The sequence below is a fragment of the Serratia sp. CY83965 genome, from assembly GCF_052166375.1.
Classification (GTDB): domain Bacteria; phylum Pseudomonadota; class Gammaproteobacteria; order Enterobacterales; family Enterobacteriaceae; genus Serratia; species Serratia marcescens.
Window position 1 is genome coordinate 218,175 of sequence record NZ_JBJNOV010000001.1, and the last position, 26,975, is coordinate 245,149.

Genomic DNA, 26,975 nt, shown 5'->3' on the forward strand with positions numbered 1-26,975 from the left:
AGGGGATTTACGCAATGCGTATCATTCTGCTGGGCGCTCCGGGCGCTGGTAAAGGTACTCAGGCTCAATTCATCATGGAGAAATACGGCATTCCGCAAATCTCCACCGGTGATATGTTGCGCGCAGCCGTGAAGGCCGGCAGTGAACTGGGCAAGCAGGCGAAAGAGATCATGGACGCCGGCAAGCTGGTGACCGATGAGCTGGTGATCGCGCTGGTCAAAGAGCGCATCGCTCAGGAAGATTGCCGCAAGGGCTTCCTGCTGGACGGTTTCCCACGCACCATTCCGCAGGCTGACGCGATGAAAGAAGCCGGCATCAACGTGGACTTCGTGCTGGAGTTCGACGTGCCGGACGAGCTGATCGTTGACCGCATCGTTGGCCGCCGCGTGCACGCGCCGTCTGGCCGCGTATACCACGTGAAGTTCAATCCGCCGCAGGTGGAAGGCAAAGACGACGTGACCGGCGAAGAGCTGACCACGCGCAAGGACGATCAGGAAGAGACCGTACGCAAGCGTCTGGTGGAATACCATCAGATGACCGCGCCGCTGATCTCTTACTACAGCAAAGAAGCGGCAGCGGGCAACACCCAATACCGCAAAATCGACGGCACCCGCAAGGTGGCCGAAGTGAGCGCAGAGCTGGCGACCATCCTCGGTTGATCGCAAGCGCATTGTGCATGACGCCGGGCCCGTGGCCCGGCGTTTTTTTTGCCGTTTTGCCGCCAAATTGTGATCGCGGCGGCTTGTTGCAACCGTGCCCGTTAATCGCCCACGCCAAATGGCGTATAACAAGCCTGCGTTTTCACCCTCAGCAGGGAGCCGGGCATGCTCAGACAAACCAATCTTCTGGCGGAAGCCACCGCGCGCCAGATCGTCCAGCGGGCGATGGGCATCATCAGCCATTCCGTCAACGTGATGGACAGCAACGGCGTGATCATCGCCTCCGGCAACCCGCAGCGCCTGTTCCAGCGCCATGAAGGCGCGGTGCTGGCGCTGGCGGAGAATCGGGTGGTGGAAATCGACCGCGCCACCGCCGAGCACCTGAAGGGCGTGCGGCCCGGCATCAACCTGCCGTTCAGCTTTCGTAACCAGCGGGTGGGGGTGATTGGCATTTCCGGCGAACCGGCCGAGGTGCGCGCCTACGCCGAGTTGGTCAAGATGGCGGCGGAGATGATGGTAGAGCAGGCGGCGCTGCTGGATCAGCACCAGTGGGAAAAGCGCTACCGGGAAGAGCTGGCGAACCAGCTGTTGCAGCCGCAGCCGAACACGGCGTCGCTGGAAGCGATGGCGGCGTATCTGGGATTGGAGCTGCGCCAGACGCGCATCGTGTGGATCGTCGAGCTGCAAGAGGCGCAGCCGCACCTGTTGCGCGAGCTGTTGGCGGAGTTGGAGGCCACCCAGCGCGACGCGTTGATCGCCATTACCGGCTTCAATGAAATGACCCTGTTGCGCCCGGCCTGCATGGCTCAGGGCGAATGGAGTTTGAAGCTGGAGCGCCAGCAGGCGCAGCGTTTGCAAAATCAGCTTAAACACCGCTTTCGGGTGCGGCTGATCGTCGGCGGTTTTTATGACGATCCGCAAAGCGCCTACCGTTCCAGCCTGACGGCGCGCGCCACCCAGGCAATGGCGCAGCGCCTGAAACTGCGTCACGCCACGCTGTTCTACCACGACTATCCGTTGCCGTCGCTGCTGTGCGATCTGGGAGAGGACTGGCGCGCGCAAGAGCTGGGGCGCCCCTGGCGGACGCTGGGCGAACAGGATGAAAAAGGCGTGCTGCGCAGTACGCTGCGCCACTATTTTTCGCAGAATTGTGATCAGACGCAGACCGCCGCGCAGCTGCATATTCACGTCAATACCCTGCGTTATCGCCTGCAGCGCATTGAAGCGATAACCGGCATGAAAATCAATCAATTAACTGACTCTCTGCGGTTGTTTATCGGCATGCTGATGCACGACTGAGTTGTGCCAACCCACAAATTCCGCGCCGTTCCCCCGGCGCTTTTTTGTTGTTTCCCCTCAGGTCAACGCCGGACGCGCGCGATATGTTGGCCTGCACATCAACCACGGAGAAAACAACAATGACAACCGTATCCACTCTGGGGGCGCTGGTGGCGTTAGCCGTCGCCATCGTCCTGATTCTACGCAAGGTGCCGCCGGCTTACGGCATGATCGCCGGCGCGCTGGCGGGCGGGCTGTGCGGCGGCGCCGACCTGGTGCAGACCGTGACGCTGATGATCGGCGGGGCGCAGGGCATCACCAACGCCGTGATGCGCATTTTGGCGGCGGGGGTATTGGCCGGGGTGCTGATCGAATCCGGCGCGGCGCACACCATCGCCGAAACCATCGTGCGCAAGGTGGGCGAAACCCGCGCGTTGCTGGCGCTGGCGGTGGCTACACTTATCCTGACGGCGGTGGGGGTGTTTATCGATGTGGCGGTGATCACCGTCGCGCCGATCGCGCTGTCGATCGCCCAGAAGGCCGGCATTTCACGCGCGGCGATCCTGCTGGCGATGATCGGCGGCGGCAAGGCCGGCAACGTGATGTCGCCTAACCCGAACACCATTGCGGCGGCGGACAACTTCCATGTGCCGCTCACTTCGGTGATGATGGCCGGCATCGTGCCGGGCCTGTGCGGCCTGGTGGTGGCCTATCTGCTGGCGCGTCGTCTGAGCGATAAAGGCAGCAGGGTGATGGCCGAAGAGCTGACTCAGCATGCCGAAGGAGCGCGGCCGGGTTTTGCTGCGGCGATCAGCGCGCCGCTGGTGGCGATCCTGCTGCTGTCGCTGCGGCCGATCGCCGGGATCGCCGTCGATCCGCTGATCGCGCTGCCGGTCGGCGGGTTGGCGGGTGCGCTGCTGATGGGGCGCATTCGTCAGTGCAATCAGTTTATGGTTTCCGGCCTGTCGCGCATGGCGCCGGTGGCGATCATGCTGCTCGGCACCGGCACATTGGCGGGCATCATCGCCAATTCGGCGCTGAAGGATGTCTTGATTAACGGCTTAACGCACACCGGGCTGCCGGCCTGGCTGCTGGCGCCGCTGTCCGGTGCGCTGATGTCGATGGCGACCGCCTCGACCACCGCCGGCACCGCCGTCGCCTCCGGGGTGTTCAGCTCCACGCTGCTGGAACTGGGGGTGAGCGGGTTGGCCGGCGCGGCGATGATCCACGCGGGCGCCACGGTGCTGGATCACCTGCCGCATGGCAGTTTCTTCCACGCCACCGGCGGCAGCGTCAATATGGCGGTGCACGAGCGGCTCAAGCTGCTGCCGTATGAAACGTTGGTGGGGTTCACCATCGCGGCAATCTCGGCGCTGATGTTTGGCGTATTTAACCTGGCGGGATAAGGAACAGTGATGAAAGCGCTGAAAAAAGTGGTTATTGCTCCGGATTCTTTCAAAGAGAGCCTGAGCGCGCTCGGCGTCGCCGACGCCATCGAACGGGGATTCCGTCAGATTTATCCGCAGGCGCACTACGTGAAGCTGCCGATGGCGGACGGCGGCGAAGGCACGGTGGAGTCGATGGTGGCGGCCACCGGCGGCGAGATCGTCCAGGTAACGGTCACCGGGCCGCTGGGGGAGCCGGTACAGGGATTCTATGGTCTGCTGGGCGACGGCGAAACCGCGGTGATTGAAATGGCCGCCGCCTCCGGACTGCATTTGGCGCCGCCCAACCGGCGCGATCCGCGCATCACCACCAGTTACGGCACCGGCGAACTGATGCTGGCGGCGCTGGAACGCGGCGTGAAGGCGATCATTCTCGGCATCGGCGGCAGCGCCACCAACGACGGCGGCGCCGGGATGATGCAGGCGCTGGGCGTTAAATTGCTGGATAAGGATGGTCGCCCGCTGCCGGTGGGCGGCGCGGCGCTGGCGCAGCTGGCGCACCTCGATCTCGCCGGGCTGGATGCGCGTTGGCAACGGGTGAGCGTGACCGCCGCCTGCGACGTCGATAACCCGCTGTGCGGCGAAAAGGGCGCGTCGGCGGTATTCGGGCCGCAGAAGGGGGCTACGCCGGAGATGGTGGCGCAGCTCGATGCGGCGCTGCATCACTATGGCGAACTGCTGGAACGGGAAACCGGCCGCGCCGTGCTGGCCCAGCCAGGGGCGGGCGCGGCGGGCGGCATGGGGGCGGCGCTGCTCGGCATGCTCGACGCGCGCTTGCGGCCGGGCATCGAGATCGTCACTGAAACCCTGCGCCTGGATGAGGCGGTGCGCGATGCCGATCTGGTGATCACCGGCGAAGGGCGGCTGGACAGCCAGTCGATTCACGGCAAAACGCCGATCGGCGTGGCGCGGGTGGCCAAGCGTTACGGCGTGCCGGTGATCGCCATCGCCGGCAGCCTGACGCCGGATTATTCGGTGGTGCATCAACACGGCATCGATGCGGCGTTTTCGGTGCTCGATCGCATTGTGACGCTGGAAGAAGCGCTGGCGGGCGCCGATCGCAATCTGCAGGTGACGGCGCGCAACGTGGCGGCGGTATGGCAGCTGGCGCAAGGAAGAAGCCCACAGGCATAGCCTGTTGCTGTTATCGGTTTCGATGCAGGACTTTTCCGTTACAATAGCCGGCATTAATGGCTGCTGACATCCCGACCCAGAACGGAATGCCGGCCGGAAAGGAAATGAGGGGAACTGAGATGAAGCAAGAGAAACACGGCGTATTGCTGGTGAACCTGGGCACGCCAGATGCGCCGACCTCGTCGGCGGTCAAACGCTATCTGAAGGAATTCCTCAGTGACGATCGCGTGGTCGACACGGCGCCGCTGATCTGGTGGCCGATCCTCAACGGCGCGATCTTGCCGATCCGTTCGCCGCGCGTGGCGAAACTCTATCAGTCGGTGTGGATGGAAGAAGGCTCGCCGCTGCTGGTGTACAGCCGCCGCCAACAGCGGGCGCTGGCGGCGCGCATGCCGAATACGCCGGTGGAGCTGGGCATGAGCTACGGTTCGCCGAGCCTGGCGGAAGCCATCGACAAGCTGCTGGCGCAGGGCGTGACCAACCTGGTGGTGCTGCCGCTCTATCCGCAATATTCCTGTTCCACCAGCGCGGCGGTATGGGATGGCGTGGCGCGGGTGCTGAAAGGCTATCGCCGCTTGCCTTCTGTGGCCTTCATTCGCGATTACGCCGAACACCCGGCCTATATCGCCGCGCTGCAACAAAGCGTGGAGCGCTCGTTCGCCGAGCACGGCCAGCCGGACCGGCTGGTGCTGTCTTTCCACGGCATCCCCAAACGTTATGCGCGGCTGGGCGACGACTACCCGCAACGCTGCGAGGATACGCTGCGTGCGCTGAGCGCCACGCTGCCGCTGGCGCCGGAGCGAGTGATGATGACGTACCAATCGCGCTTCGGCCGCGAGCCTTGGCTGACGCCGTACACCGATGAAACCCTGAAGGGGTTGCCGGCGCAGGGCGTGAAGCACATTCAACTGATTTGCCCCGGCTTCTCGGCAGACTGCCTGGAAACGCTGGAAGAGATCAAAGAGCAGAACCGCGAGATCTTCCTTAAGGCCGGCGGCGAGAAATTTGAATACATCTCTGCGTTGAACGACGAGCCGGCGCATATTGACATGATGCAGCAACTGGTGGCGCAGCGTCTGTAATCATCCATAATCTGTCTATTAGATGCATCGTGATCGGGCGGGGATGTGTTAACATTCTCCGCTTGTTAAACCGCCACCACCACCAATCACATGAAATTTCCTGGTAAACGCAAGTCCAAACACTATTTCCCGGTGAGCGCCCGCGATCCGCTTCTGCAGCAGGCCCAGCCCGAAAGTGAAATCAGCACCTCGTATATCGTCGGCATCGACCAGACGCTGGTGGATATCGAGGCGAAAGTGGACGACGCTTTTGTCCAGCGCTACGGCCTGAGCCTGGGCCACTCTCTGGTGATCGAAGACGACGTCGCCGAGGCGCTGTATCAGGAACTGAATGAAAACAACCTGGTCACCCATCAGTTCGCCGGCGGCACCATCGGCAATACCATGCACAACTATTCGGTGCTGGCGGACGATCGTTCGGTACTGCTCGGCGTGATGTGCAGCAACGTGAAAATCGGCAGCTACGCCTACCGTTATCTGTGCAATACCTCCAGCCGCACCGATCTTAACTATTTGCAGGGTGTTGATGGCGCCATCGGCCGCTGTTTCACGCTGATCGGCGAAAGCGGCGAGCGCACCTTCGCCATCAACCCTGGCCAGATGAACCAGCTGCGCCCGGAAAGCATTCCTGAAGAGGTGATCGCCGGCGCGTCGGCGCTGGTGCTGAGCTCTTATCTGGTGCGCTGCAAGGAAGGGGAGCCGATAAAGGACGCGACCCTGCAGGCGATCGAGTACGCCAAGAAACACGATGTGCCGGTGGTGCTGACGCTGGGCACCAAGTACGTGATCGCCGACAACCCGCAGTGGTGGCGCGACTTCCTGAAGGAAAATGTGACGATTCTGGCGATGAACGAAGACGAAGCGCTGGAGCTGACCGGGCTGAGCGATCCGCTGACCGCGTCGGACATGGCGCTGGAGTGGGTGGATCTGGTGCTGTGCACCGCCGGGCCGAATGGCCTGTATATGGCGGGCTACACCGAAGAAGCCAATAAGCGCCAGACCCAGCACCCGCTGTTGCCGGGGCATATCGCCGAGTTCAACCGCTACGAGTTCAGCCGCGCCATGCGCCGCGAGCACTGTGAAAATCCGCTGCGCGTTTATTCGCACATCGCGCCGTATATGGGCGGGCCGGAGAAGATCATGAACACCAACGGCGCCGGCGACGGCGCGCTGTCGGCGTTGCTGCACGATATCGCCGCCAACGGTTATCACCGCCATAACGTGCCGAACTCCAGCAAGCACGTGCGCAGTTACCTGACATACTCTTCGTTGGCGCAGGTGTGCAAATACGCCAACCGCGTCAGCTACCAGGTGTTGAACCAGCATTCGCCGCGTCTCACTCGCGGCCTGCCGGAGCGCGAAGACAGCCTGGAAGAGTCCTATTGGGAGCGTTAACCCGCTGAAAAAGAAAAGGTCCGGCATGCCGGACCTTTTTTTATGCGCGGTGCCTCAGATCGGGCAGCCCCCCATTTTTTCTTCTTCGCTCAGGGTGTCCAGCTGCAGGATGTTCAGCATGCTGTTAGCGATCTCCCGTTCGCCCATCACCACCTGATTGGCGCCGCGATCGGTGATGTAGGCCACCTCGTCGTCGTAGTGGGCGCGGGCGATGATCTCGATGTTCGGCCGCTTGGCGCGCGCTGAGGCGACGATTTCGCCGGCCTCGTAGCCATTCGGGATGGTCAGCAGCAGCCAGCGCGCGCAGTCGAGCCGCGCCAGATCCATCACTTCCGGATTGGCGGCGTTGCCCAGCACCGTCTTGATACCCTGTTCGCGCAGCGCTTCCACCCGCGGGCGGGAATTCTCGATCACCACCAGCGGAATGCCCGCCTCGGCCAGTTTGCCGCCCAGCAGGCTGCCGACGCGGCCGTAGCCGACCACCAGCGCGTGATTGCACATATCCACCGGGATCTGTTTCTCTTCTTCCACCGCCTCTTCGAGGATTTGCTCTTCGATGGTTTCGGTTTTGGCCAGATAGCGTTCCAACAGGGTGAACAACAGCGGGTTGAGCATGATGGACAGGATGGCGCCGGCCAGCACCAGATTGCGGCCGTGCTCCGACATCATGCCGAGCGCGATGCCGAGGCCCGCCAGAATAAAGGCGAACTCGCCGATCTGCGCCAGGCTGGCGGAAATGGTCAGCGCGGTGCGCTTGGAGTGACCGAACATTTTCACCAGCAGGAACGCGGCGGCGGATTTGCCGAACACGATGATCGCCAGCGTCGCCAGCACCGCCAGCGGTTCGTTAATCACGATCATCGGATCGAACAGCATGCCGACCGAGACGAAGAACAGCACCGCGAACGCATCGCGCAGCGGCAGGGTGTCGTGCGCCGCGCGGTGGCTCAGTTCGGACTCGTTCAGCACCATGCCGGCAAAGAAGGCGCCCAGCGCGAAGGAGACGTCGAACAGCTTCACCGCGCCGTAGGCGATGCCGAGCGCCAGCGCCAATACCGCCAGGGTGAACAGCTCGCGCGAGCCGGTGCTGGCGGTTTTCGACAGGATCCATGGCACCAGGCGGCGGCCGACCACGATCATCAGCGCGATGAAGGCGATGACTTTACCGATGGTCAGCGCCAGCTCCATCAGCAGCTGGCTGCTGCTGGCGTTATCGTTGCCCAGCATATTGCCGAAGGCCGGCAGCAATACCAGCGTCAGCACCATCGCCAAATCTTCGACGATCAGCCAGCCGATGGCGATTTGCCCGCGCTGGCTGTCGATCAGTTGCCGTTCCTCCAGGGCGCGCAGCAGCACCACGGTGCTGGCGGTGGAGAGGCAGAGGCCGAACACCAGACCGGAGATCAGATCCCAGCCGAGCAGCTTGGACAGCCCCATGCCGAGCAGGGTAGCGACGGCTATCTGCGCCACGGCGCCGGGAATGGCGATAGATTTTACTGCGAGGAGGTCTTTCAAAGAGAAGTGCAGGCCAACACCGAACATCAACAGGATAACGCCGATTTCCGCCAGTTCCGGCGCCAGTGAGGTGTCGGCGACGAAACCGGGGGTGAACGGGCCGGCGAGCACCCCTGCGGCCAGATACCCCACCAGAGGGGAAATGCGCAGGCGGTTCGCCAGCATGCCGAGGAGGAAGGCGAGTACTAACCCTCCGACGATGGTGGTGATGAGCGGTGTTGAATTATGCATCCATACTCCTTCTGGCTATGCATCGCGGCACGGGAGAATCGCAACAAAGTTACGAAAAGATACATTTAGTTTATTGCATTTGTTCGCGGCTTGCTTGGCTAATTTGGCCTTTTCTGTAAAAAAACAGAGGATCTCACTTAAGGCGCGGCAATGAGGGGGTTTTGGGCCAGATAAATCAAATAACATTGATTTATCCGTAGGATAACCCGGATGAATAAATAATTTCATCCGGGCGGTTCGCGGGGTTATTGCGGTTTATGCTCCATATTGGGCAGTAATGCGGTGATAATGCCGATCAGCGGCAGGAAAGCACAGATTTGGTAGACCAGTTCGATACTGGTCAAATCGGCGACATAACCAAGAACTGCCGCACCTAACCCGCCCATACCGAAAGCAAAACCGAAGAATAAGCCGGAAACCATGCCCACTTTACCGGGGATCAGCTCCTGAGCGTAGACCAGAATGGCGGAGAACGCCGAGGCGAGAATAACCCCGATGATCACCGTTAAAATGCCGGTCCAATAGAGGGATGCATAGGGTAAAACAAGGGTAAACGGCGCAGCACCGAGAATAGAGCCCCAAATCACGTATTTACGTCCTATCTTGTCGCCAAGAGGCCCGCCGATAATGGTGCCAGCCGCTACCGCGAACAGGAAAGCGAACAGATGAATTTGGGCATTCTGCACCGAAACGCCGAACTTATGTATCAGATAAAAGGTGTAATAGCTGCTGATGCTGGCCAGATAGAAGTATTTGGAGAAAATCAGCACCAGCAGGATGCCCAGCGAGTAGGCGACGGTACGTTTTGGCAGCGGTTTCAGCATCGACGGGCTTTTCGGCTGCCCTTTAGCTGCCCGATGCTGATGTTGATACCACTTGCTGACCTGCAGCAACACCACGATCGCCAGCAGCGCCGCCAGCGAGAACCAGGCGACGTTGCCCTTGCCATAAGGCGCGATGATCAGCGCCGCCAGCAGCGGGCCGAGCGAGCTGCCGAAGTTGCCGCCGACCTGGAACAGCGACTGCGCCAGGCCGTGCCGCCCGCCGGAGGCCATGCGCGCCACGCGCGAGGATTCCGGGTGGAAGACCGATGAGCCGGTGCCCACCAGCGCCGCCGCCAGCAGCACCAGCGGGAAGGTGCTCGCCACCGACAGCAGCAGCAGGCCGGACAGGGTAAAGCCCATGCCGATCGGCAGCGAGTAAGGCTGCGGGTGTTTATCGGTGTAATACCCGATCAATGGTTGCAGCAGCGAGGCCGTTAGCTGATAGGTCAGGGTAATCATGCCGATCTGCACGAAGCTGAGGTGGAAATCGGCTTGCAGGATCGGGTAAATCGCCAGGATCAGCGACTGGATCATATCGTTGAGCAGGTGAGACACGCTGATGGCGCCAAGGATGGAGAAGGCGGTTCCCTTCACCGCACTGCCCTTGGCGGGCGGCATCGCGCTTTGGCTACTGTCGGTCATATTATTATTAGCCTGATAAGTTGTTGAGCACAGAGATGACATCTTAGGCAGGACGTTCAATTTTTACCATATCTGAAATAATCAGACTCACATCGCAAAAATTTGAAATCAGCTGTCATTAATTCGCGCTACAATTTCGGCCTCATCATAAAAGCCATTTAATACACGGAGATCCGCCATGCGTTTTTCGCTGAAAACCACCGCATGCGCGTTGGCCGTTTCCCTGACGTTGCTGTCGGGGGCCGCCAGTGCCTGGGAAAAGGATAAGACCTACGCCATTACCATTCTGCACACCAACGATCATCACGGTCACTTCTGGCAGAACGATCACGGTGAATATGGCCTGGGCGCGCAGAAAACGCTGGTGGACGGCATTCGTCAGGAAGTGGCGGCGCAGGGCGGCAGCTTGCTGTTGTTGTCCGGCGGCGATATCAACACCGGCGTGCCAGAATCGGATCTGCAGGACGCCGAGCCGGACTTCCGCGGCATGAACCTGGTGGGTTACGACGCGATGGCGATCGGCAACCACGAATTCGACAACCCGCTGAGCGTGCTGCGCCAGCAGGAGAAGTGGGCGACCTTCCCGCTGCTGTCCGCCAATATCTATCAGAAAAGCACCGGCCAGCGCCTGTTCAAGCCTTATGCCTTGTTCGACAAGCAGGGCATCAAGATTGCCGTGATCGGCCTGACGACCGACGACACCGCCAAGATCGGCAACCCGGAGTACTTCACCGACATGGAATTCCGCGTGCCGGCGCAGGAAGCGAAGCAGGTGGTGGAGCAACTGCGTAAGGACGAGAAGCCGGACGTGATTATCGCCGCCACCCACATGGGGCACTATGACAACGGCGAACACGGCTCGAACGCGCCGGGCGACGTGGAGATGGCGCGCAGCCTGCCGGCCGGATATCTCGACATGATCGTCGGCGGCCACTCGCAGGATCCGGTGTGCATGGCCGGCGACAACCGCAAGCAGGCGGATTATGTGCCGGGCACGCCGTGCTCGCCGGATCGCCAGAACGGCACCTGGATCGTGCAGGCGCACGAGTGGGGCAAATACGTCGGGCGCGCCGATTTCGAATTCCGCAACGGCGAGCTGAAGCTGGTGCATTATCAGCTGATTCCGGTGAACCTGAAGAAGAAAGTGGAGAAAGCGGACGGCACCAGCGAGCGGGTGTACTACACCCAGCAGATTGCGGAAGATCCGACCATGATGAAGCTGCTGACGCCATTCCAGGATAAGGGCAAGGCGCAGTTGGAAGTGAAGATCGGCAGCGTCAACGGCAAGCTTGAAGGCGACCGCAGCAAGGTGCGCTTCGTGCAGACCAACCTGGCGCGGGTGATGCTGGCCGCGCAGAGGGAGCGCGCCGACGCCGACTTCGCCGTGATGAGCGGCGGCGGGGTGCGCGATTCAATTGAAAGCGGCGATATCACCTACAAGAATGTGCTCAAGGTGCAGCCGTTCGGCAACACCCTGGTGCATGTCGATATGAAAGGCCGCGAGGTTGAGCAGTACCTGGCGGTGGTGGCCAACATGAAGCCGGATTCCGGCGCCTACGCCCAGTTCGCCAACGTCAGCCTGGTGGCGGACGGCAAGGGCGTCAGCGAGGTGAAGATCAATGGCCAGCCGCTGCAGGCGGATAAAACTTACCGCATGGCGACGCTGAACTTCAACGCGCTGGGCGGCGACGGCTATCCGAAGCTGGACGGGCTGCCGAGCTATGTCAACACCGGCTTTATCGACGCCGAGGTGCTGAAGCAATACATCGAGAAACACTCGCCGCTGGATGCGGCGGCTTACGAACCGAAGGGCGAAATCGTTTATCGCTAATCGCCACCGCCGCGGCCTGCCCCCATGGGCGGGCCGCCTGTTTTCCTGCCGAAAACCCCGCCTCAAACGCACGCAAAAGTCGCCGCCGCCGCCTTCCAATGATAGCCTGAGCGACAATTTGGTTTTGATAACGCAAACAGGAAGATGACATGTTGAAAACCGCAGGCTGGCTGCTGCCCGCCATCGTGGCGCTGGCGGGGTGTTCGTCATCCGGCCCACGTCACGAACAAACCCTCAGCCAGGCGCTGGCGGCCATCGGCCAGGACAAGGCGTTGGCCGGGGCGTCGAGCGGCGTGATGGTGCGCGACGCCAACAGCGGCAAGGTGCTGTATCAGGCGCACGCGGATCAGCGTTTGGCGCCGGCTTCCAACATGAAGATGTTCACCTCTCTGGCGGCGTTCGGCGTGCTGGGGGCCGATTACCGCTTTGAAACCCGGCTGCTGACCGCCGGTAAACAGCGCGGCGACACCTTGCAAGGGGATCTCTATCTGCAGGGCAGCGGCGATCCGACGCTGCATCCGGACGATCTCGACACCTTCGCCGCGGCGCTGGCGCAGCGCGGCGTCCGTCATATACAGGGGCGGTTGTTGCTGGATGCCGGCGCCTTCGATCAGACGCCATTCGGCGCCGGTTGGAGCTGGGACGATGAACCTTTCGCCTTCGCTGCGCCGATCTCGGCGCTGAACTACGCCTTTACTCCCGGCGGCGATATCAACGTGGTGCAGGTGGCGGTGCGGCCGGGCGCCCGCGCCGGCGCGCCGGGACGGGCGAGCTTCTATCCCGCCAATGACGCGGTGACGCTGGTCAACCGCACCACCACCGGCAGTGACACCGCGCTGACGTACGAGCGCCGGCCGGGCAGCAACCGGATCGTGGTCAGCGGCACCATCGCCGCGCAGGCGGAGGCCAGCTCGCGATTGATTACCGTCGATCAACCGTCCCTCGTCGTCGGCGCCTTATTGCAACATGCCCTGCGCGCGCACGGCATCACCCTGCGCGGCAAGGTTGACGAGGGCGTGACGCCGGCCGGCGCACAGCTGCTGGCGGAAAAAACCTCGCCGCCGCTCTCCCGCCTGGTCGTCACCTTCCTGAAAGTCTCCAATAACGGCTACGGCGAGATATTGACCAAGGCGATGGGCCGCAAGACGCAGGGTAAAGGGGATTGGGCCGCCGGCCTTCAGGCGATAAACGGATTTGTGCAAAGTCAGGGCGTCGCGGCCGACGCCTATCGCCAGGTGGACGGTTCAGGGCTGTCGCGCATGAACCAGATCACGCCGCAACAGCTGACGACGCTGCTGCTGGCGGCCAGAAAACAGCCGTGGTTCGCCGACTGGTATCACGCCTTGCCCATTGCGGGCGAGCCGGGATTGCTGGTGGGCGGCACGCTGCGTAACCGCATGGTGAACAGCGCGGCGGCAGGGCGCGCCCACGCCAAGAGCGGTTCCATGACCGGCGTATCGTCGCTCAGCGGCTATGTCGATTCGGCGACCGGTCGGCCGCTGGCATTCGCCATCATCAGCAATAACTATTTGGTGCCCGGCGCGAAGGTGAAGGCGCTGGAGGACCGCCTGGTGGAAACGCTGGCGGCCTGTGACGCCACGGTGGCGTGCCGCTGAGCGCGCGGCGTCAGTCGCGTTTGGCGATGTCGGCGAAGCTGCCGGCCAGCAGGCGGCACAGATCGGCGGCGGCCAACTCGATGTCCAGCCCGCGTTTGCCGCCGGAAACATAGATGGTGGTGAACGCTTGCGCCGGGCTGTCGATCACCGTCGGCAGCCGTTTTTTCTGCCCCAGCGGGCTGATGCCGCCCACCAGATACCCGGTGACGCGCTGCGCCAGCTGCGGATCGGCCATCTCGGCCTTTTTGGCGCCGAGGGCGCGGGCGACCTTTTTCAGATCCAACTGGGTTGCGACCGGCGTGACCGCCACCGCCAGGTGTTTGGCGTCGCCGTTCAGCGCCACCAGCAAGGTTTTGTAAACCCGATCGGCATCCAGCCCCAGCTTTTTCACCGCTTCGTCACCGAAGTTGGTTTCGTCACTGTCGTGGTGATAAGGATGAAGGGTGAAGGCGACCTTTTGTTTCTCAAGCAGAACGACTGCGGGCGTCATGATGTGTTGTCCAAAATGTCCCCAGCGGGGAAAGGGTGATAACCAGCCTTAAAAATACAAAAATCCAACCTGCCCGGCAACCTGAGCGGCTGTTACATAAAGCGGGTTGCCAAGATATTCACCGGGTTGCTACCCTGTTTACTGTAACCGTTAACACGGTTGCTATGCGTATAACTAGAATACAAGAAATTCCTCTTTGACTGGCCAATAGCGATATTGGCCACTTTTTTACCCCTGCGGCTGCAGCATCGCCGGCAGGTTATCCTCGCCGTACAGGTGCAATGCGCCAACCGCCACCACATAGTCACCGGCCGGCAGCGCCTCCAACTGACGCCGCCAGTCTCGATTGCGCTGATGCATCAGCACGTCGTACAGCCCGGCGCTGAAGGTGGCCGGCAGCGTGTCCAGCGTACCGCGCGGTTTGGCGTCCAGCCACCAGCTCACCATGGTTTGCAGCAGCCGCGCGTTGGTATGCCAATGCTCCAGCGTATCGCGCAGCAGCGCGATGCCGCCTTCCGGCAGCTGTTCCAGCAGCGCCAACTGCTGCTGCGCCCCCTCGAGTTCGATCACCGGTTTGTCCTGCGCTCTGGCGGCCTGCAGCAGCTGATAATCTACGCCGTACTCTGCGCGCAGCCCCAGACGCTGAGCCTGCCGCGCCTGCATCATCAGCGCCACCTGCCAGCCGGGCAGGGTGGCGAAGGCGTGCGGATCGGCGCCCAGTTCGTGGCACAGCGCCAGCAGCTGTTGATATTCTTCGGCGGACAGGCGCTGTTCCAGCTCCGGCTGTTGCTCTGCGTGGTCGAAAGGGGAGGCGGCGCCGGTGATATCGGCTTCGACGATCAGCGCGTCGGCCTGCTGCAGCCGGGCGGCCAGCCGGGGCGGCAACGGCGACATATCGACGGTGCCCATATGGATGCTGCCCACCAGATGCAGCCGACGATCGCCTGGCAGAGTGATGTCCAGCGCCGGATAAGCGTAACGTTTGGGGGAAATCAGGCCGAGAAAGGCGGCGAGGCGGCGTAACAGTTGACCCATACGGCGTGGCTCCTGAATAACGGGTGCGCGTTTCAGCATGAAAGGCGAGGGGAAATCGTCATTCATGCTAAACGCTATCCGCCGCGCAGGAAAGCCCGGAAAACGGCGGGGCGCCTTGACGGCGCCCCGGAGCTTACTTCCTGGGTTTAAAACGCAGCAGCCGGTTGGCGTTGCTGACCACGGTAATGGACGACAGCGCCATCGCCGCGCCCGCCACCACCGGGCTGAGCAGCGTACCGGTCAGCGGGTAGAGCACGCCGGCGGCGATTGGGATGCCCAGCGTATTGTAGATAAAGGCGCCGAACAGGTTCTGCTTCATGTTGCGCAGCGTAGCCTTCGACAGTTCCACCGCATCCGCCACGCCGTGCAGGCTGTGGCGCATCAGGGTGATGGCGGCGGTCTCGATGGCGATGTCGCTGCCGCCGCCCATCGCGATGCCCACGTCGGCCTGCGCCAGCGCCGGGGCGTCGTTGATGCCGTCGCCGACCATCGCCACGCGCTGGCCCTGCGCCTGCAACTGCTTGATCGCCGCCGCTTTGCCGTCCGGCAGCACGCCGGCAATCACCCGATCGATACCGGCCTCTTTGGCGATGGCGTTGGCGGTTACCGGGTTGTCGCCGGTCAGCATCACCAACTGATACCCCTGTTGGTGCAGGCGCTGCAGCGCCGCGACGCTGTCCTCGCGCAGCGGATCGCGAATGGCGAACAGCGCGGCCGGTTTACCGTCCACGGCCAGCAGCACCGGCGTCACGCCGCGTTCGGCCTGGGCGCGCATCGGCGCTTCCAGTTCGGCGGTCGCGACCTGATGCTGCTCCAGCAGCGCGGCGTTGCCCAACAGCACCTGCACGCCGTCGATCTCCCCGCTGACGCCGGCGCCGCGCAGGGTGCGGAACTGCGCTACCTGCGGCAGCGTTTGCCCGGCGGCGCGTTCCATGATGGCGCGCGCCAGCGGGTGGTTGGAGCCTTGTTCCAGCGCGGCGGCCCAGCCGATCGCCTGCTGTTCGCTGACCTGATTGAAGGTGAGGATCTCCACCACCTGCGGTTTCCCTTCGGTCAGGGTGCCGGTTTTGTCGAACACCAGGGTGTCCAGCTGGCTGGCCTGCTGCAGGGCGTCGGCGTCGCGCACCAGCACGCCGAACTCTGCCGCGCGGCCGACGCCGGAGATGATCGACATCGGCGTTGCCAGGCCCAATGCGCACGGGCAGGCGATGATCAGCACCGTGGTGGCGATCACCAGCGTATAGACCAGCTGCGGCTGCGGGCCGAAGAAGTACCACATCGCCGCGCTGAACAGCGCGATCGCCACCACCGCCGGCACGAACACCGCCGAGACGCGGTCGGCCAGTTGGCCGATCGCCGGTTTACTGCTCTGCGCCTGACGCACCAGTTTGATGATGCGCGCCAGCGTGGTTTGGCTGCCGATGGCGGCGGCGCGGAACAGCACGCTGCCGTCGTCGACCACCGTCCCGGCATGCACCGTATCGCCGGGGCCTTTCTGCTGCGGCACCGCTTCGCCGGTCAGCATCGCTTCATCGAGCCAGACTTCGCCCTGCTCGATTTCACCGTCGACCGGCACGCGATCGCCGGTGGTTAGCCGCAGCGTCATGCCGAGCTGCACCTCCGCCAGCGGGATATCGCGCTCGCCGTCGTCGGTCACCAGGCGCGCGGTGGGCGGCGTCAGATCCAGCAGCCGCTCCAGCGCCTGTGAAGAACGCTGACGGGCGCGCTGCTCCAGCGCATGGCCGAGGTTGATCAAACCGATGATCATCGCGCTGGCCTCGTAATAGAGGTGGCGCGCCGCCATCGGGAAGAAATCGGGCCAAATGTTGACGGCGATCGAGTAAAGCCAGGCGGCGCCGGTGCCGAGCGCCACCAGGGTGTCCATGGTAGCGCTGCCGTTCATCAGCGCGCGCCAGGCGTTGCGGTAGAAGTGCCCGCCGGCGAACACCATCACCGCCAGGGTGATGACGCCGACCAGCAGCCAGGGGCGCTGGGTTTCCGGCGTTAGCGTCATGCTGCCGCCGAACAGCCCCCAGGCCATCAGCGGGATACCCAACGCCAGCCCCAGCGCCGCCTGCCAGCTAAAGCGCTTCATGTTGGCGCGTGCGGTCTGCTGCTGGCGCTCGCGGCGTTCGGTCTCGTCCTGAATCATCTCGGCGCCGTAGCCGGCTTTTTCCACCGCCGCCACCAGCGCTTGCGCATCGGCGGCGCCGGTCACCAGCGCGCTGCGTTCCGCCAGGTTGACGCGCGCGTGTTCTACGCCGGGTACGCTTTGCAGCGCCTGCTGCACTTTATTGACGCAGCTGGCGCAGGTCATGCCGCTGAGCAGCAGCTGTACGCTGTCGTCCGCGCTGTCGGTTGCCGGAAGGGGAGATTGCGCCGCTGGCTGAACGTCCGGCAACGAAGGTGTTGCGTCAGCCAACGGCTCAGTTTTTGGGGCGGCGGCACCCGCTACGCTGGCGTGATAACCGGCATCTTCCACCGCAGCGATCAGCGCCTGCGGATCGGCATCGCCATACACTTTCGCGCTGTCGATCTCGACCTCGGCGGCGAACACGCCCGGCACCGCTTCCAGCGCCTTGCGGGTGGTGCCGACGCAGTGCATGCAGCTCAGGCCGCTCAGCTGCAGTTCGGTATCGGCGTGCGGCGCGACTTCGGCCTGATAACCGGCGGCGATCACGCTGTCGATCAGCGCGCTGTCCGGTGCGTCGCCGGTCACTTTGGCGTAATGCACGTTAACGTCCGCCTGTTCGACATCGCTGCGGCTTTCCAGGGCTTTTTTCACCCGCTGCGCGCAGTTCATGCAGGACAGCCCCTGCAATGCCAGCATAGTGGTGTGTGACATGATTGGACTCCTTGCTTAGAAGGCGGTGTTTAAAGGTTGACCGCCTGACCTGTTTTCACTAAGAAGGGAGCTTAAACCTTCCAGCAAGGGTAAGGTCAAGGCGGTTTTTACTTGCGCGGGCGTGACGGTCGTTTTGTGTTGTATGACAAGGCGTTTTATCGGCGGCAGCGCGGTCGGCTTACCCGAACCGCGCTGCCGCGTTGGGGTTACAGCACGAAAGGAATGAAACACTTAACCTGACGTTTATAGTTGCGCCAGACCTCGCCGTAGCGCTTCTCGGCCATTTTCTCGCTTTTGGGAATGGCGTCGGCGAAATACTGCACCAGGTTAGTCAGCGGTGCGATCAGGCCAAACAGGTTGCCGGCAAGCAGCCCGAAGCTGACGAAAATAAGAAAGTCGCCGAAATAATTCGGATGGCGCGCCAATCCCCAAAAGCCACTGTTCAGCAACCGGCCTTTATTGTTCGGATCCTGTTTGAAGCGCCGTTTTTGATAATCGCTGCCGAAGTGGAACAGCGTGCCTATCAGGTAGACCCCAATGGCCAGCCATTGCAGCGCGCCCCACGTCCCCTGCAGTTGGCTGGCCCAGTAAAAGGGCAGGCAGTACAGGCCGCCGAAGATCATGACCATCATCACCGCCAGCCAGGGCACCTGCTGCGTGGGCATCACGTCCTTGAGTTTGGCCGCGGCGGTGTTGCCGTACCAACGTGTCAGCACGATGTTCATGCGCAGCAGGTACAGGCCGACCATGAGAAGGATCAGGGCTTTGTGGCTCAGATCGCCCTCGCCGAAATAGCAATAGACCAGGGTAACCGGCCCCATGGCGTTGAACCCCCACAGGAACATCGGGCGAGTGTCCTGGGCGCCGCGGCTGGTAATAAACGCCAGCAGGGCAAGGATCAACAAAACAACGGCCAAAGCAATCCATACATTCATTGTGTTCTCCTCAGCGGATTAGGGGGAATCGTTCCCCGGGTGCGCGCATTCGCCGGATGGCGGCGCGGTCAAAATGCTTTGCCAACTGCGTCTGGGCGCTGCGCTGCCCCATTGTTGCAGGTGGCCGAAGCGGGCAAAAAACACCGGGGGAGCGCTGAGCGCCAGGGTTGCTGCGAGCTCGCGACGTGCCTCGGCGTGTTGCACCAGAACGCTGATCGGATGCAATCCCCAACCCCAGTGTTGCAGCGTGAGCCACAGACGCCCAAGCCGCATGCCGGTGGCGAACAGGTGCTCGGCACTTTCGTCGTTCAGACACAGCGCCAGGTATTGCGGGCCTTCCGCGACGCGTTGCGCCAGCCCTTGCGCCATATAAGCCGGCAGGCGCAGCCCGGTCGCCAGCCGGCTTAAGCGAGGATGAAACGCCACTTGAAAGAAGCGCTTGAATGCTGGGGATACCGGGCCAAACAGGTGGTGCAGGTGAAAACCGTCGTCGGTAGGCTGCCGTTCGTTGAAGCGGATGTATTGATAGGTTTCCCGCCAGGCTTGGCGATCCGAGAAATCGAGCGCGGCGTGACGAGCGGTGAGCTGCGCGACCCGACTGCGAGCGCGTTCGTCACCTGCGATACTGAGTGAACTTGCCGTTCCGTCGAACAAGGTCTGCAGCTGCATCCGCTGCGCTTCATTGATTGGCGTAGGCTGATAGGCCGCCCGTGCGGTATGCCGCTCGCCGATCAGCTGCGCCAATTGGCGATGGGCGGCGCGATCGGGCGCGGCAGGCGCGGCGGGAGCAAAGCTCAGTAAATGCGTGGGGCCATTCTCCCAACGCCAGGCGAGAGGCGAGCCTGCACAGTTGAGCAGCGCGCTGAGGTACTCGAAGAAAATCCCGCAGCTCATCAGCATCTCGCGTTCCAGCGAAGGCAGGCTCTGCAAGGCGCGACGGCGGTCGATAGCCAACCGGCCACATCGGGCGTCGGCGTCATAGTGGAGAGACCAGGGTTGACAGTTGTGTGAAGAGGGCGCCTGCCGCGCGATGTCCACGGCCTGTTGCAGCGCCGCGGCGAAAAGGTCTTGGGTCATGATAAGGCTCCGAAAGCGGAAGGGGCGGGCAGTGAAAATACGGTAACGTTCGCTCTGAACGACATGCTCTCCTCCGCCGGAAAGCAGAGTGCGCATGCCCAGTCCAGGCTGCGCCACAGCCAGAAGCGTCTGCTCGCCAAACTGCCGTCGGCGCTTGAGACCAACCCGGTGCGCCAGTCGATGCCGATCGTCCGCAATTCGTAGGGCAGACCGCAGCCGTGGCTTTTTAAAAATGCTTCGCGAATGGCCCAGACGGCGCAGGCCTGTATGCGTCCCAATCGCTGCTCCGCCTCGCTAAAGGCCCAGCGCAGCGCCGCGCCGGAGAAGGGGCGATAATGCTGCAGATCGATGCCGAGCGGGATATCGCCGGTGGCGCTGGCGTACCAGGCATGCGAATGGCTGAGGGAAACGTGGCGGCGTCCCAGCAGGAGGTGTTCGCCGAACGGTTGTCCACTCGCCTCATGGCGCAGCGTAAAGCCGGTCGCGTGCCCCTGGCACCATGTCCGGTTCAGCAGCGCGACGGCCTGCGCCCGCGCGAGGTTTTTCACCGCCGACAGATGCCGCAATCCCCGAACGGCGGCGCAGCGGTGGGTGCCGCCCAGGGCGATGACGATACGCGGCGCCACGCTAAGCTCGATAACCATCGGCGATGCGTTCTCCGCTGATTTCGTCAACGACTTCCGCCAACTGATTAAAGCGTTCAACCAGGCTTTGAAACAGCGGGGTTTGCATCTCGCGCTCGAACATTTTCAGCGAGTTCAGCTGAATGATTTCGATAAAGTGAAACGGCGCCTCCGCCGAAGGGCTGACTTCGATGACATCGAAGGCGCGTACCGCGTCGAGGTGGCGGCAAGCCTGGTAATCGGTCGTCTCCACCCAGTCGCGAAACGCGGCGCGGTGGGCGATGTCTTTTAGCCGAATCTTATGGACGATAATGTGCATCTGGGCGGCCTTTTTAAACGGGTTGATGGATAAGCAAATGGTAATTGATGCCACCGGTGCCAAAGCCGTTGATCGCCGCCCGACGTCCGCCTTCACCGTGTGGCCAGTCGAGCGCGACTTGCGGGATTTCGGCCGGGATCGCCGCCAGCGGCAGTTCGGCATTCAATGTCGCCACCGGCGTGGGCGGGATTTGACCGTGTTCGAAAGCGCTCAGCACTTTGCACAGGCTGAGCGCGCCGGCGCCGGCGAAACAGTGGCCGAAGTTGTACTTCACCGAACCGATGTACAAAGGGGCGCGCGCGGCGCGGCGATACCCCTGATGCAATGACGCGACTTCTGCCCGATCACCCAGTTCGGTGCCGGTGCCGTGCGCTTCGAGATACTGTATCTGGCGCGCTTCGACGGCGCTCAGGCTCTGGGTTTTTTCGATTGCCAACGCCTGGCCCTCGGGATCGGGCGCGGTCATGGAATAGCTGTCGCAAGATCCCGATATCGCTTCGATGGTGGCGATGGCCCGCGATGTCGCCTGGCCGGTCAGAATGAAGAAGCCGCCACCGTCGCCGGGAGTAAAACCGTCGGCTTGTCGGGCGAAAGGTCGCATACGCGAAGCGGAAAGCATCATCTGCGCGCTGCACAGCACCATATCGCGTTCGAGCGTCGCCGTTTCTATGCCGCCGACGAGCACCGCATCGTAACGGCCGGCCTGTAACGCCCTGACCGCATTGTGCAAGGCGGCCAGCGAACTGGCGCAGGCCGCCTCGACCGCGTAGCAGTCCGCCTCGACGCCGAGCTGTTGCGCCAACAGCTGCGCGGTGCCGAGGCCGCAGGCGCCATGCCAGCTCCAGCGGTTGATCGCGGGTTGGGGCGGTGGCGAAAGGGCGACGCCGGCGGGAGGCAACGCCGGCCACAGGGCGCGCATGGCCTGTTGTCGATCGGCGCTCAAAGACAGGTTGCTGGCGACGATAATGGCGATGCGTTCAAAGCGTCGCAGGCTGTCGGGCCACGCCGCGCAGCCGTTGAGGGCGTGCAGTTGTGTGACGTCGAGGCGCTGTTTTTTGGCCGGCATCATAGGCCGCGTCAGCTCAAGCCGCACCGGATCGTGCGTTGGGAAGCACATGGCGTGAGCGGTGTAGGCGCTGAGCTTTTGCGGCGTGGGTCGCACGAAGGCGCCGGGGTGCAGCTGCTCGGGGCTGTGATCGCGCAGGGCGTCCTCCCCGTTGCGCAAGGCCTGCCAGAAACGCGCTTTATCCAGCCCCTGCGCGGTGATGGGCTGATAGTCGATGATGCTGATGCGTGGCGAAGCCGTCGGTTTTAATGAGGGGGGAGACGCCGCGTCGATCCGCCAGCGGTAGCCGGTGAACGAGTGCCCGGCGCACGCCTGTTGCCGTTGCAACAGCATGTCGAGGAGATGGCAGAAAACCTGATTGGCGCCGGCAAAATAGCCGGCGCTCGGCGCGGCATCCTGCCGTTCGGCGATCAGGGTCGACAAATGTGCGATCGCTGGCCATCCCTGTTCCTGAGCGACGTCCAGCGGGCAAACGACCAGGCTGATCGCGCCCTCCAGCCAACAGGCCGAAGAGGAAACGCCCTGCGCCAACAGCATGTCCGCCTGAGGTTGATGGTGGAAGCATTGTACGGCGGTCAGCACCGCCATGCGGCTGTCGGCATGGCGAAAACAGTCTTGCGCCAGCTGCAGCAAGCGCAGGCCGCCCAGATCGGCGCCGTCGAGGGTTTGGCATTTACCGCGCGTGCGGGCGAAATGGGCGATGCGCGCGGGAATGCTGGAGGCCATTTCCCCCACGCGATCGTGGGATGAACTGCCGAACGCCTGGGCCAGCGGCTGTTTGTAATCGTCAATCCGGCGCATGACCGCCGCCGGTGAGAGACCCTGAACGTCAAGCCGTTCGGCCAGCCTGCGCAGCGCGCCGATTTTGGTGGCGTTGCGATAGGCCGCATCACTGCCCAAATGGGTGGCGCAAAATTGATCGCAGCGGTCGCGCAACGCGTCGGATAACGTCAGATGCTGCATGGCGGCGGAGGCGGCCTGCAGCGCCAGGCGGGTCTCGCGGCTGACCGCCAGTCGAAACAGCGGCGGGATGGCGAATTTTTTGAAATCAAACGCGGCGTCGTCGATCTGGCGGCCGCGGATCGGCGCGGCCGCATCGCTCCACGGCATCGGCGGCGGGGCGTCGAACAGCGCCGACCAGGCGGCGCCGTTGGACAGATCGATACGATCGATGCCGGGCAGTGCGCAGCCGATGCCGACCAGCGCCAGCGGCGCGGCATGAATTTCCTGGTTCATCGCGCATTCACCTCGGACAAACGTCCTCTGTCCACCTTGCCGTTCGCGTTGGTGGGCAGGCTGTCGGCGACCACCAGTTGGCTGGGGAGCATATAGGCGGGCAGCCTGGGCTGCAGGAACTGCTTGAGCTCCAGCAGGTTAGGGCGGAGCGCGCCGGGATGGAGGGTGATCACGGCGATCAGTTTTTGCTTCAGCTCGCCGAGCTCGACATACAGTGCGGCCTGGCAGACCGAGGGATGGTGATGAAGGATCGATTCTATCTCCCCCAATTCCACCCGGTAGCCGTTGATTTTCACCATGTCGTCCAGCCGGCCGCGGTAGACCAGCCCATTCGCCGTCGTCTCCACCCAGTCGCCGGTCGCGTGGCATTGGCGCGGATGCCATTGCGCTTGCCGCGATGAGGCGACGTTGCTGTAGCCGGGGGTAACGCACCGCCCGCCGATCAGCAATTCTCCGCGTCGGCCCGGCGTACCGTCAATCGGCTGCAGACGCCCCTGCTCATCGACCAACTGCGCCGTCAAGCCGGGCAGCGGATGGCCGATGGGGATCTGCTCCAGCGTCGCCAACTGCGTTCGATCCAGCGCGTAGGCGGTGCAGACATTGGTTTCCGTCGGGCCATACCAATTGCTGACGCGGCAGCGAGCCGGCAGATGCGCAACCAGGCGCCTCAGCGCGGCGGCCGGATAAGGTTCTCCGGCGAACGTGACCTGGCGCAGCGTTTTCACCGTCGACGGCGCCAGCAACGCGCTCTTTTCCAGCATGGCTAAAATCGAAGGCACGCTATACCACAGGGTGACGCCGTGCGTTTGCAATCCGCGAACGAGAGCCTGGCAATCTTTCTGTTCATCTTCGCGCACGATCCAGGTCGCGGCGCCGGCACAAACGCCGGCGAACAGATCGAAGGTGCTCAGATCAAAGGCGAAACTGGCATGGTTGGCCAGCACGTCGCGCGCCGTCAGTTGTGTATCGCTGACGGCCCAGCCGATGAAAAACGTCAGCATGTCATGGGTGATTTGCACCCCTTTCGGGGTGCCTGTGGAGCCTGAAGTATAGAGAATGGCGGCGAGGGGAGAGCCGAGCGCGGCGATCGCTTCCGGCCAGGCGCCATCGAGATCGGTGCGGTCATCGAGCGCGCTCAACCAGCCCTCATCGACGATCAGCGCGGGTGAGGCGGCGGCGATAATGCGTTCGATGCGCGCCGTCGGTTGGCTGAAATCGATAGGGACATAGTGGTTGCCGCTCAGCCAACACGCGTACATGGCGGCGACGGCGTCGGGCCCTTTCTGCAGGTTGAGCAGCACGGCCTGCTGCTTCAACCCGGCATGTCGCAGCGCCGCCGCCATCATGCAGGCGCGATCGGCCAGGCGACGATAGCTCCAGCGCCGATCGCCGCACAGCAGAGCGGTGCTTTCCGGCGCTTGGCGGGCGTGCCGGAACAGGGCCTCCAGTATCGGTGAAATGAAGGTTGCCATGATGTCAGACCTCGGCGGCGCGTGCGCGCTCTTCCCGTCGGACATCGCCGTTGACCGGCACGCCGGTCTCCAGCGCCGCCGCCACCAAAATGGCGTAGGCTTCATCCAGATCTTCACGCGTGTGTTCACTGGTCACGCTGATGCGTAAGCGGGCGTCACCCACGCTGACGCCCGGGAAGACCACGGTCTGGCAGAATAGCCCGCGCGCCCGGACGGCGCGGCCGAACAGCAGCGTTTTGGCGTCGTCGCCCACCACCACCGGAATGATGGCCGAGTCGGAATGCTCAAGGTCAAAACCGGCGTTAAGCAGCAGCGTGCGGAAGTAGTAGATGTTGTCCCACAGCTTGGTCAGTCGCTCGGGTTCACGCAGCATCACGTCGATGGAGGCGATCACGCCGGCGGCGACTGCGGCGGGGATGGTGGCGGCGAAAACATAGGAGTTGGAGTAGAAACGCAGGTATTCGACCACTTCGCCATCGGCGCAAACGAAGCCGCCTAACCCCGACAGCGCCTTGCTCATGGTGCCCAGTTCGAGATCCACCTGGCCTTTCATATTGAAGTGTTCCGCCGTGCCCGAGCCGGTTTTGCCCAAGACGCCGGTCGCGTGCGCGTCGTCGACCAATACGCGTGCGCCGTAGCGTTCGGCCAGCTTCATCAGGCGCGGCAGATCGACGATATCGCCGTGCATGCTGAAAACGCCATCGGTGACGATCAGCTTGCCGCCGGGGTGATCGGCGTATTTGGCCAGCGATTTCTCAAGGCTGGTCAAAGAGTGGTCATAAATTTTCCGCTGCGCGCCCGCCAACTTGCAGCCGTCCTGGATGCTCATGTGGTTGATGGCGTCGGTGAACACCAGGTCGTGTCGGCTGGTCAGAGCCGAGATGCATCCCAGGTTGGCCGAGTAGCCGGACGGATAGACGATGCAGTCTTCGCGCCCTTTGAGCTTGGCCAGTTTGCGCTCCAATTCCAGATGCAGCACGTTGCTGCCGGCGATGATGCGGCACCCGGTGTTGGTGGCGCCGTACAGGCCAGCGGCGTCCTGGATGGCGTGGATCACTTCCGGATGGTTCGACAATCCCAGATAGCTGTTGGAGCCGAACATCAGAAATTCGCGGCTTTTGCCGGTGACCTCGTCGAACATGACCGCGCGGTTTTTGCACGGCGTTTCAAGCGGCATGCCGTACCAGTAAAGCTGACGCTGTTTTTTATCGCGATAAAAAGCGCCGAATTCACGCGTTTTATGGAACAAATCCGGGTGCTCGATGCCGACGAAGTCCCGCATGGTGCGCGGATCGCCGAGCTCATCGCGCGCGTCCGGCGATGCGGGCGCCTTGGTGGGCTGCGGCGCGGCGGACGCGGCGGTGTGCTGGCCAAAGCGGCTGAACCACGCTTCGCCCTGTTCCTGAACCAGCCGCGCCGCCAGGTTGTGCTCCAGCTCAGCCAGCGTGCGGCACTCCGCCAGCGCTGCGTTATCGTCCAGGCCCAGCGTTTTGAGCAACTCGTTGCGCGCCATCACCACCGCTACGGAGTCGATGCCCAGGTCGCCTTCGATGGCGGCGTCGGGGGACAGATCACGCACTTCATATCCGCTGTGGGTGGCGAACACCTGGCGTACGAGAGCGCTCAACCAGGCCTGAGGCGTCTCGGGGGCAGGTTGCGCGGCGGCGTTCGGCGTCGGCAGCGTGAAACCGCGCTGCAAAATACCGTCGAGCGCATCCTGAATGGTTTTGATCTCCTGGATCGCCAGCGGCGTATTTAATTGGAACTGACGGTTCAGCACCATGGCAATTTCCGCCAGCGCGATGGAGTCGACGCCCAAATCGTTTTCCAGATGGCTGGTCAGGGCCAGTGCCGACGGTTCATACTCGGTCAGCCGGGCGAAGGTGTGCAGCACCGACTGCCGGACGGCTTCATGCGCGTTTGCTGCGCTATCGACGGCGTGAACGCTCATGCGACACCCCCTGCGGCGACTTGCGCTTGCAACCGTTGCACCAGCGCGACCATCGCCTGCACCGAGGCGAAGTTCGCCGGATGGATCTCATGCATGCCGATGGCGACATGAGACTCCTGACGCAGAAAATCCACCAGATCGAAAATGGAGGCGGAATCGACGACGTTCAGTTCAAACAGCGGGGTTTGAGCATTCAGGCCGTCGTGATCGCCATCCAGATACTGGGTGGCGATATGCTGGATCAATTTGCTTTCTAACATTGCGAGCTCCCGTT

At 62.8% G+C, this 26,975-nt stretch carries 21 protein-coding genes; 8 read left to right on the plus strand and 13 right to left on the minus strand.

Annotated elements, in window-relative coordinates; all coding sequences use genetic code 11:
* The first annotated feature begins 14 nt into the window (after positions 1-14).
* The 6 genes from adk (at position 15) to ACJ8PL_RS01145 (ending at position 6,993) form a co-directional block, all read left to right on the plus strand.
* Positions 15-659, plus strand: coding sequence for an adenylate kinase (gene adk, locus ACJ8PL_RS01120; protein WP_004940261.1), 645 nt, complete (start codon positions 15-17; stop codon positions 657-659).
* A 165-nt stretch (positions 660-824) separates the two neighbouring features.
* Positions 825-1,958, plus strand: coding sequence for a sugar diacid recognition domain-containing protein (locus tag ACJ8PL_RS01125; protein WP_442530753.1), 1,134 nt, complete (start codon positions 825-827; stop codon positions 1,956-1,958).
* Between the two features lie 119 nt (positions 1,959-2,077).
* Complete coding sequence (locus ACJ8PL_RS01130) at positions 2,078-3,343, plus strand: GntP family permease (protein WP_033641131.1); 1,266 nt, start codon at positions 2,078-2,080, stop codon at positions 3,341-3,343.
* A gap of 9 nt (positions 3,344-3,352) precedes the next feature.
* Positions 3,353-4,516 (plus strand): glycerate kinase, encoded by a 1,164-nt coding sequence (locus ACJ8PL_RS01135; RefSeq protein ID WP_016928830.1) that lies wholly within the window; start codon positions 3,353-3,355, stop codon positions 4,514-4,516.
* A 119-nt stretch (positions 4,517-4,635) separates the two neighbouring features.
* Complete coding sequence (hemH, locus tag ACJ8PL_RS01140) at positions 4,636-5,598, plus strand: ferrochelatase (RefSeq protein WP_004940253.1); 963 nt, start codon at positions 4,636-4,638, stop codon at positions 5,596-5,598.
* Between the two features lie 90 nt (positions 5,599-5,688).
* Positions 5,689-6,993, plus strand: coding sequence for an inosine/guanosine kinase (locus ACJ8PL_RS01145; RefSeq protein ID WP_004940249.1), 1,305 nt, complete (start codon positions 5,689-5,691; stop codon positions 6,991-6,993).
* Between the two features lie 54 nt (positions 6,994-7,047).
* Here ACJ8PL_RS01145 and ybaL read toward each other — a convergent pair whose 3' ends face one another.
* Complete coding sequence (ybaL, locus tag ACJ8PL_RS01150; protein WP_004940247.1) at positions 7,048-8,739, minus strand: YbaL family putative K(+) efflux transporter; 1,692 nt, start codon at positions 8,737-8,739, stop codon at positions 7,048-7,050.
* A gap of 245 nt (positions 8,740-8,984) precedes the next feature.
* Positions 8,985-10,205 carry an MFS transporter gene (locus ACJ8PL_RS01155; protein WP_110146732.1) on the minus strand — a complete coding sequence of 407 codons (1,221 nt, stop codon included), beginning with the start codon at positions 10,203-10,205 and terminating at the stop codon, positions 8,985-8,987.
* A 178-nt stretch (positions 10,206-10,383) separates the two neighbouring features.
* On the opposite strand from ACJ8PL_RS01155, the gene ushA reads away from it, so the two are divergent.
* Both ushA and dacB read left to right on the plus strand, forming a co-directional pair.
* Entirely contained in the window at positions 10,384-12,036 is a 1,653-nt protein-coding gene (gene ushA, locus ACJ8PL_RS01160) for a bifunctional UDP-sugar hydrolase/5'-nucleotidase UshA (RefSeq protein ID WP_033641128.1), read from the plus strand.
* Between the two features lie 149 nt (positions 12,037-12,185).
* On the plus strand, positions 12,186-13,652 hold the full coding sequence (gene dacB / locus ACJ8PL_RS01165; protein WP_097102644.1) for a D-alanyl-D-alanine carboxypeptidase/D-alanyl-D-alanine endopeptidase: 1,467 nt from the start codon (positions 12,186-12,188) through the stop codon (positions 13,650-13,652).
* A gap of 10 nt (positions 13,653-13,662) precedes the next feature.
* On the opposite strand, the gene ybaK is transcribed toward dacB, so the two are convergent.
* From ybaK to ACJ8PL_RS01220, 11 genes are all read right to left on the minus strand, one after another.
* Positions 13,663-14,142 carry a Cys-tRNA(Pro)/Cys-tRNA(Cys) deacylase YbaK gene (gene ybaK / locus ACJ8PL_RS01170; protein ID WP_016928825.1) on the minus strand — a complete coding sequence of 160 codons (480 nt, stop codon included), beginning with the start codon at positions 14,140-14,142 and terminating at the stop codon, positions 13,663-13,665.
* A gap of 228 nt (positions 14,143-14,370) precedes the next feature.
* Complete coding sequence (locus tag ACJ8PL_RS01175) at positions 14,371-15,177, minus strand: TraB/GumN family protein (RefSeq protein WP_240293912.1); 807 nt, start codon at positions 15,175-15,177, stop codon at positions 14,371-14,373.
* 133 nt (positions 15,178-15,310) lie between these two features.
* On the minus strand, positions 15,311-18,022 hold the full coding sequence (gene copA / locus ACJ8PL_RS01180) for a copper-exporting P-type ATPase CopA (RefSeq protein ID WP_442530754.1): 2,712 nt from the start codon (positions 18,020-18,022) through the stop codon (positions 15,311-15,313).
* Positions 18,023-18,228: 206 nt separating this feature from the next.
* A complete protein-coding gene (locus ACJ8PL_RS01185) occupies positions 18,229-18,957 on the minus strand; it encodes a DUF1295 domain-containing protein (protein ID WP_016928822.1) in 729 nt (242 codons plus the stop codon).
* 18 nt (positions 18,958-18,975) lie between these two features.
* The gene (locus tag ACJ8PL_RS01190) at positions 18,976-20,034 is read right to left on the minus strand and encodes a prodigiosin biosynthesis protein PigM (RefSeq protein ID WP_110146734.1); all 1,059 of its coding nucleotides are present in this window, start codon (positions 20,032-20,034) and stop codon (positions 18,976-18,978) included.
* Positions 20,031-20,678, minus strand: a complete 648-nt coding sequence (locus ACJ8PL_RS01195; protein ID WP_117287060.1) for a 4'-phosphopantetheinyl transferase family protein — start codon at positions 20,676-20,678, stop codon at positions 20,031-20,033. The genes ACJ8PL_RS01190 and ACJ8PL_RS01195 overlap by 4 nt, the downstream gene beginning before the upstream one ends.
* The gene (locus tag ACJ8PL_RS01200; protein ID WP_004940233.1) at positions 20,662-20,976 is read right to left on the minus strand and encodes a RedY-like protein; all 315 of its coding nucleotides are present in this window, start codon (positions 20,974-20,976) and stop codon (positions 20,662-20,664) included. Before ACJ8PL_RS01200 ends, ACJ8PL_RS01195 begins: the two co-directional genes overlap by 17 nt.
* 13 nt (positions 20,977-20,989) lie before the next feature.
* Positions 20,990-23,278, minus strand: a complete 2,289-nt coding sequence (locus tag ACJ8PL_RS01205) for a polyketide synthase (protein WP_442530755.1) — start codon at positions 23,276-23,278, stop codon at positions 20,990-20,992.
* Positions 23,275-24,750 (minus strand): L-proline--[L-prolyl-carrier protein] ligase PigI, encoded by a 1,476-nt coding sequence (gene pigI / locus ACJ8PL_RS01210; protein ID WP_028128229.1) that lies wholly within the window; start codon positions 24,748-24,750, stop codon positions 23,275-23,277. The genes ACJ8PL_RS01205 and pigI overlap by 4 nt, the downstream gene beginning before the upstream one ends.
* 4 nt (positions 24,751-24,754) lie before the next feature.
* On the minus strand, positions 24,755-26,701 hold the full coding sequence (locus tag ACJ8PL_RS01215) for an aminotransferase class I/II-fold pyridoxal phosphate-dependent enzyme (protein ID WP_143778562.1): 1,947 nt from the start codon (positions 26,699-26,701) through the stop codon (positions 24,755-24,757).
* Complete coding sequence (locus tag ACJ8PL_RS01220) at positions 26,698-26,961, minus strand: acyl carrier protein (protein WP_004940224.1); 264 nt, start codon at positions 26,959-26,961, stop codon at positions 26,698-26,700. The genes ACJ8PL_RS01215 and ACJ8PL_RS01220 overlap by 4 nt, the downstream gene beginning before the upstream one ends.
* Positions 26,962-26,975 lie beyond the last annotated feature (14 nt).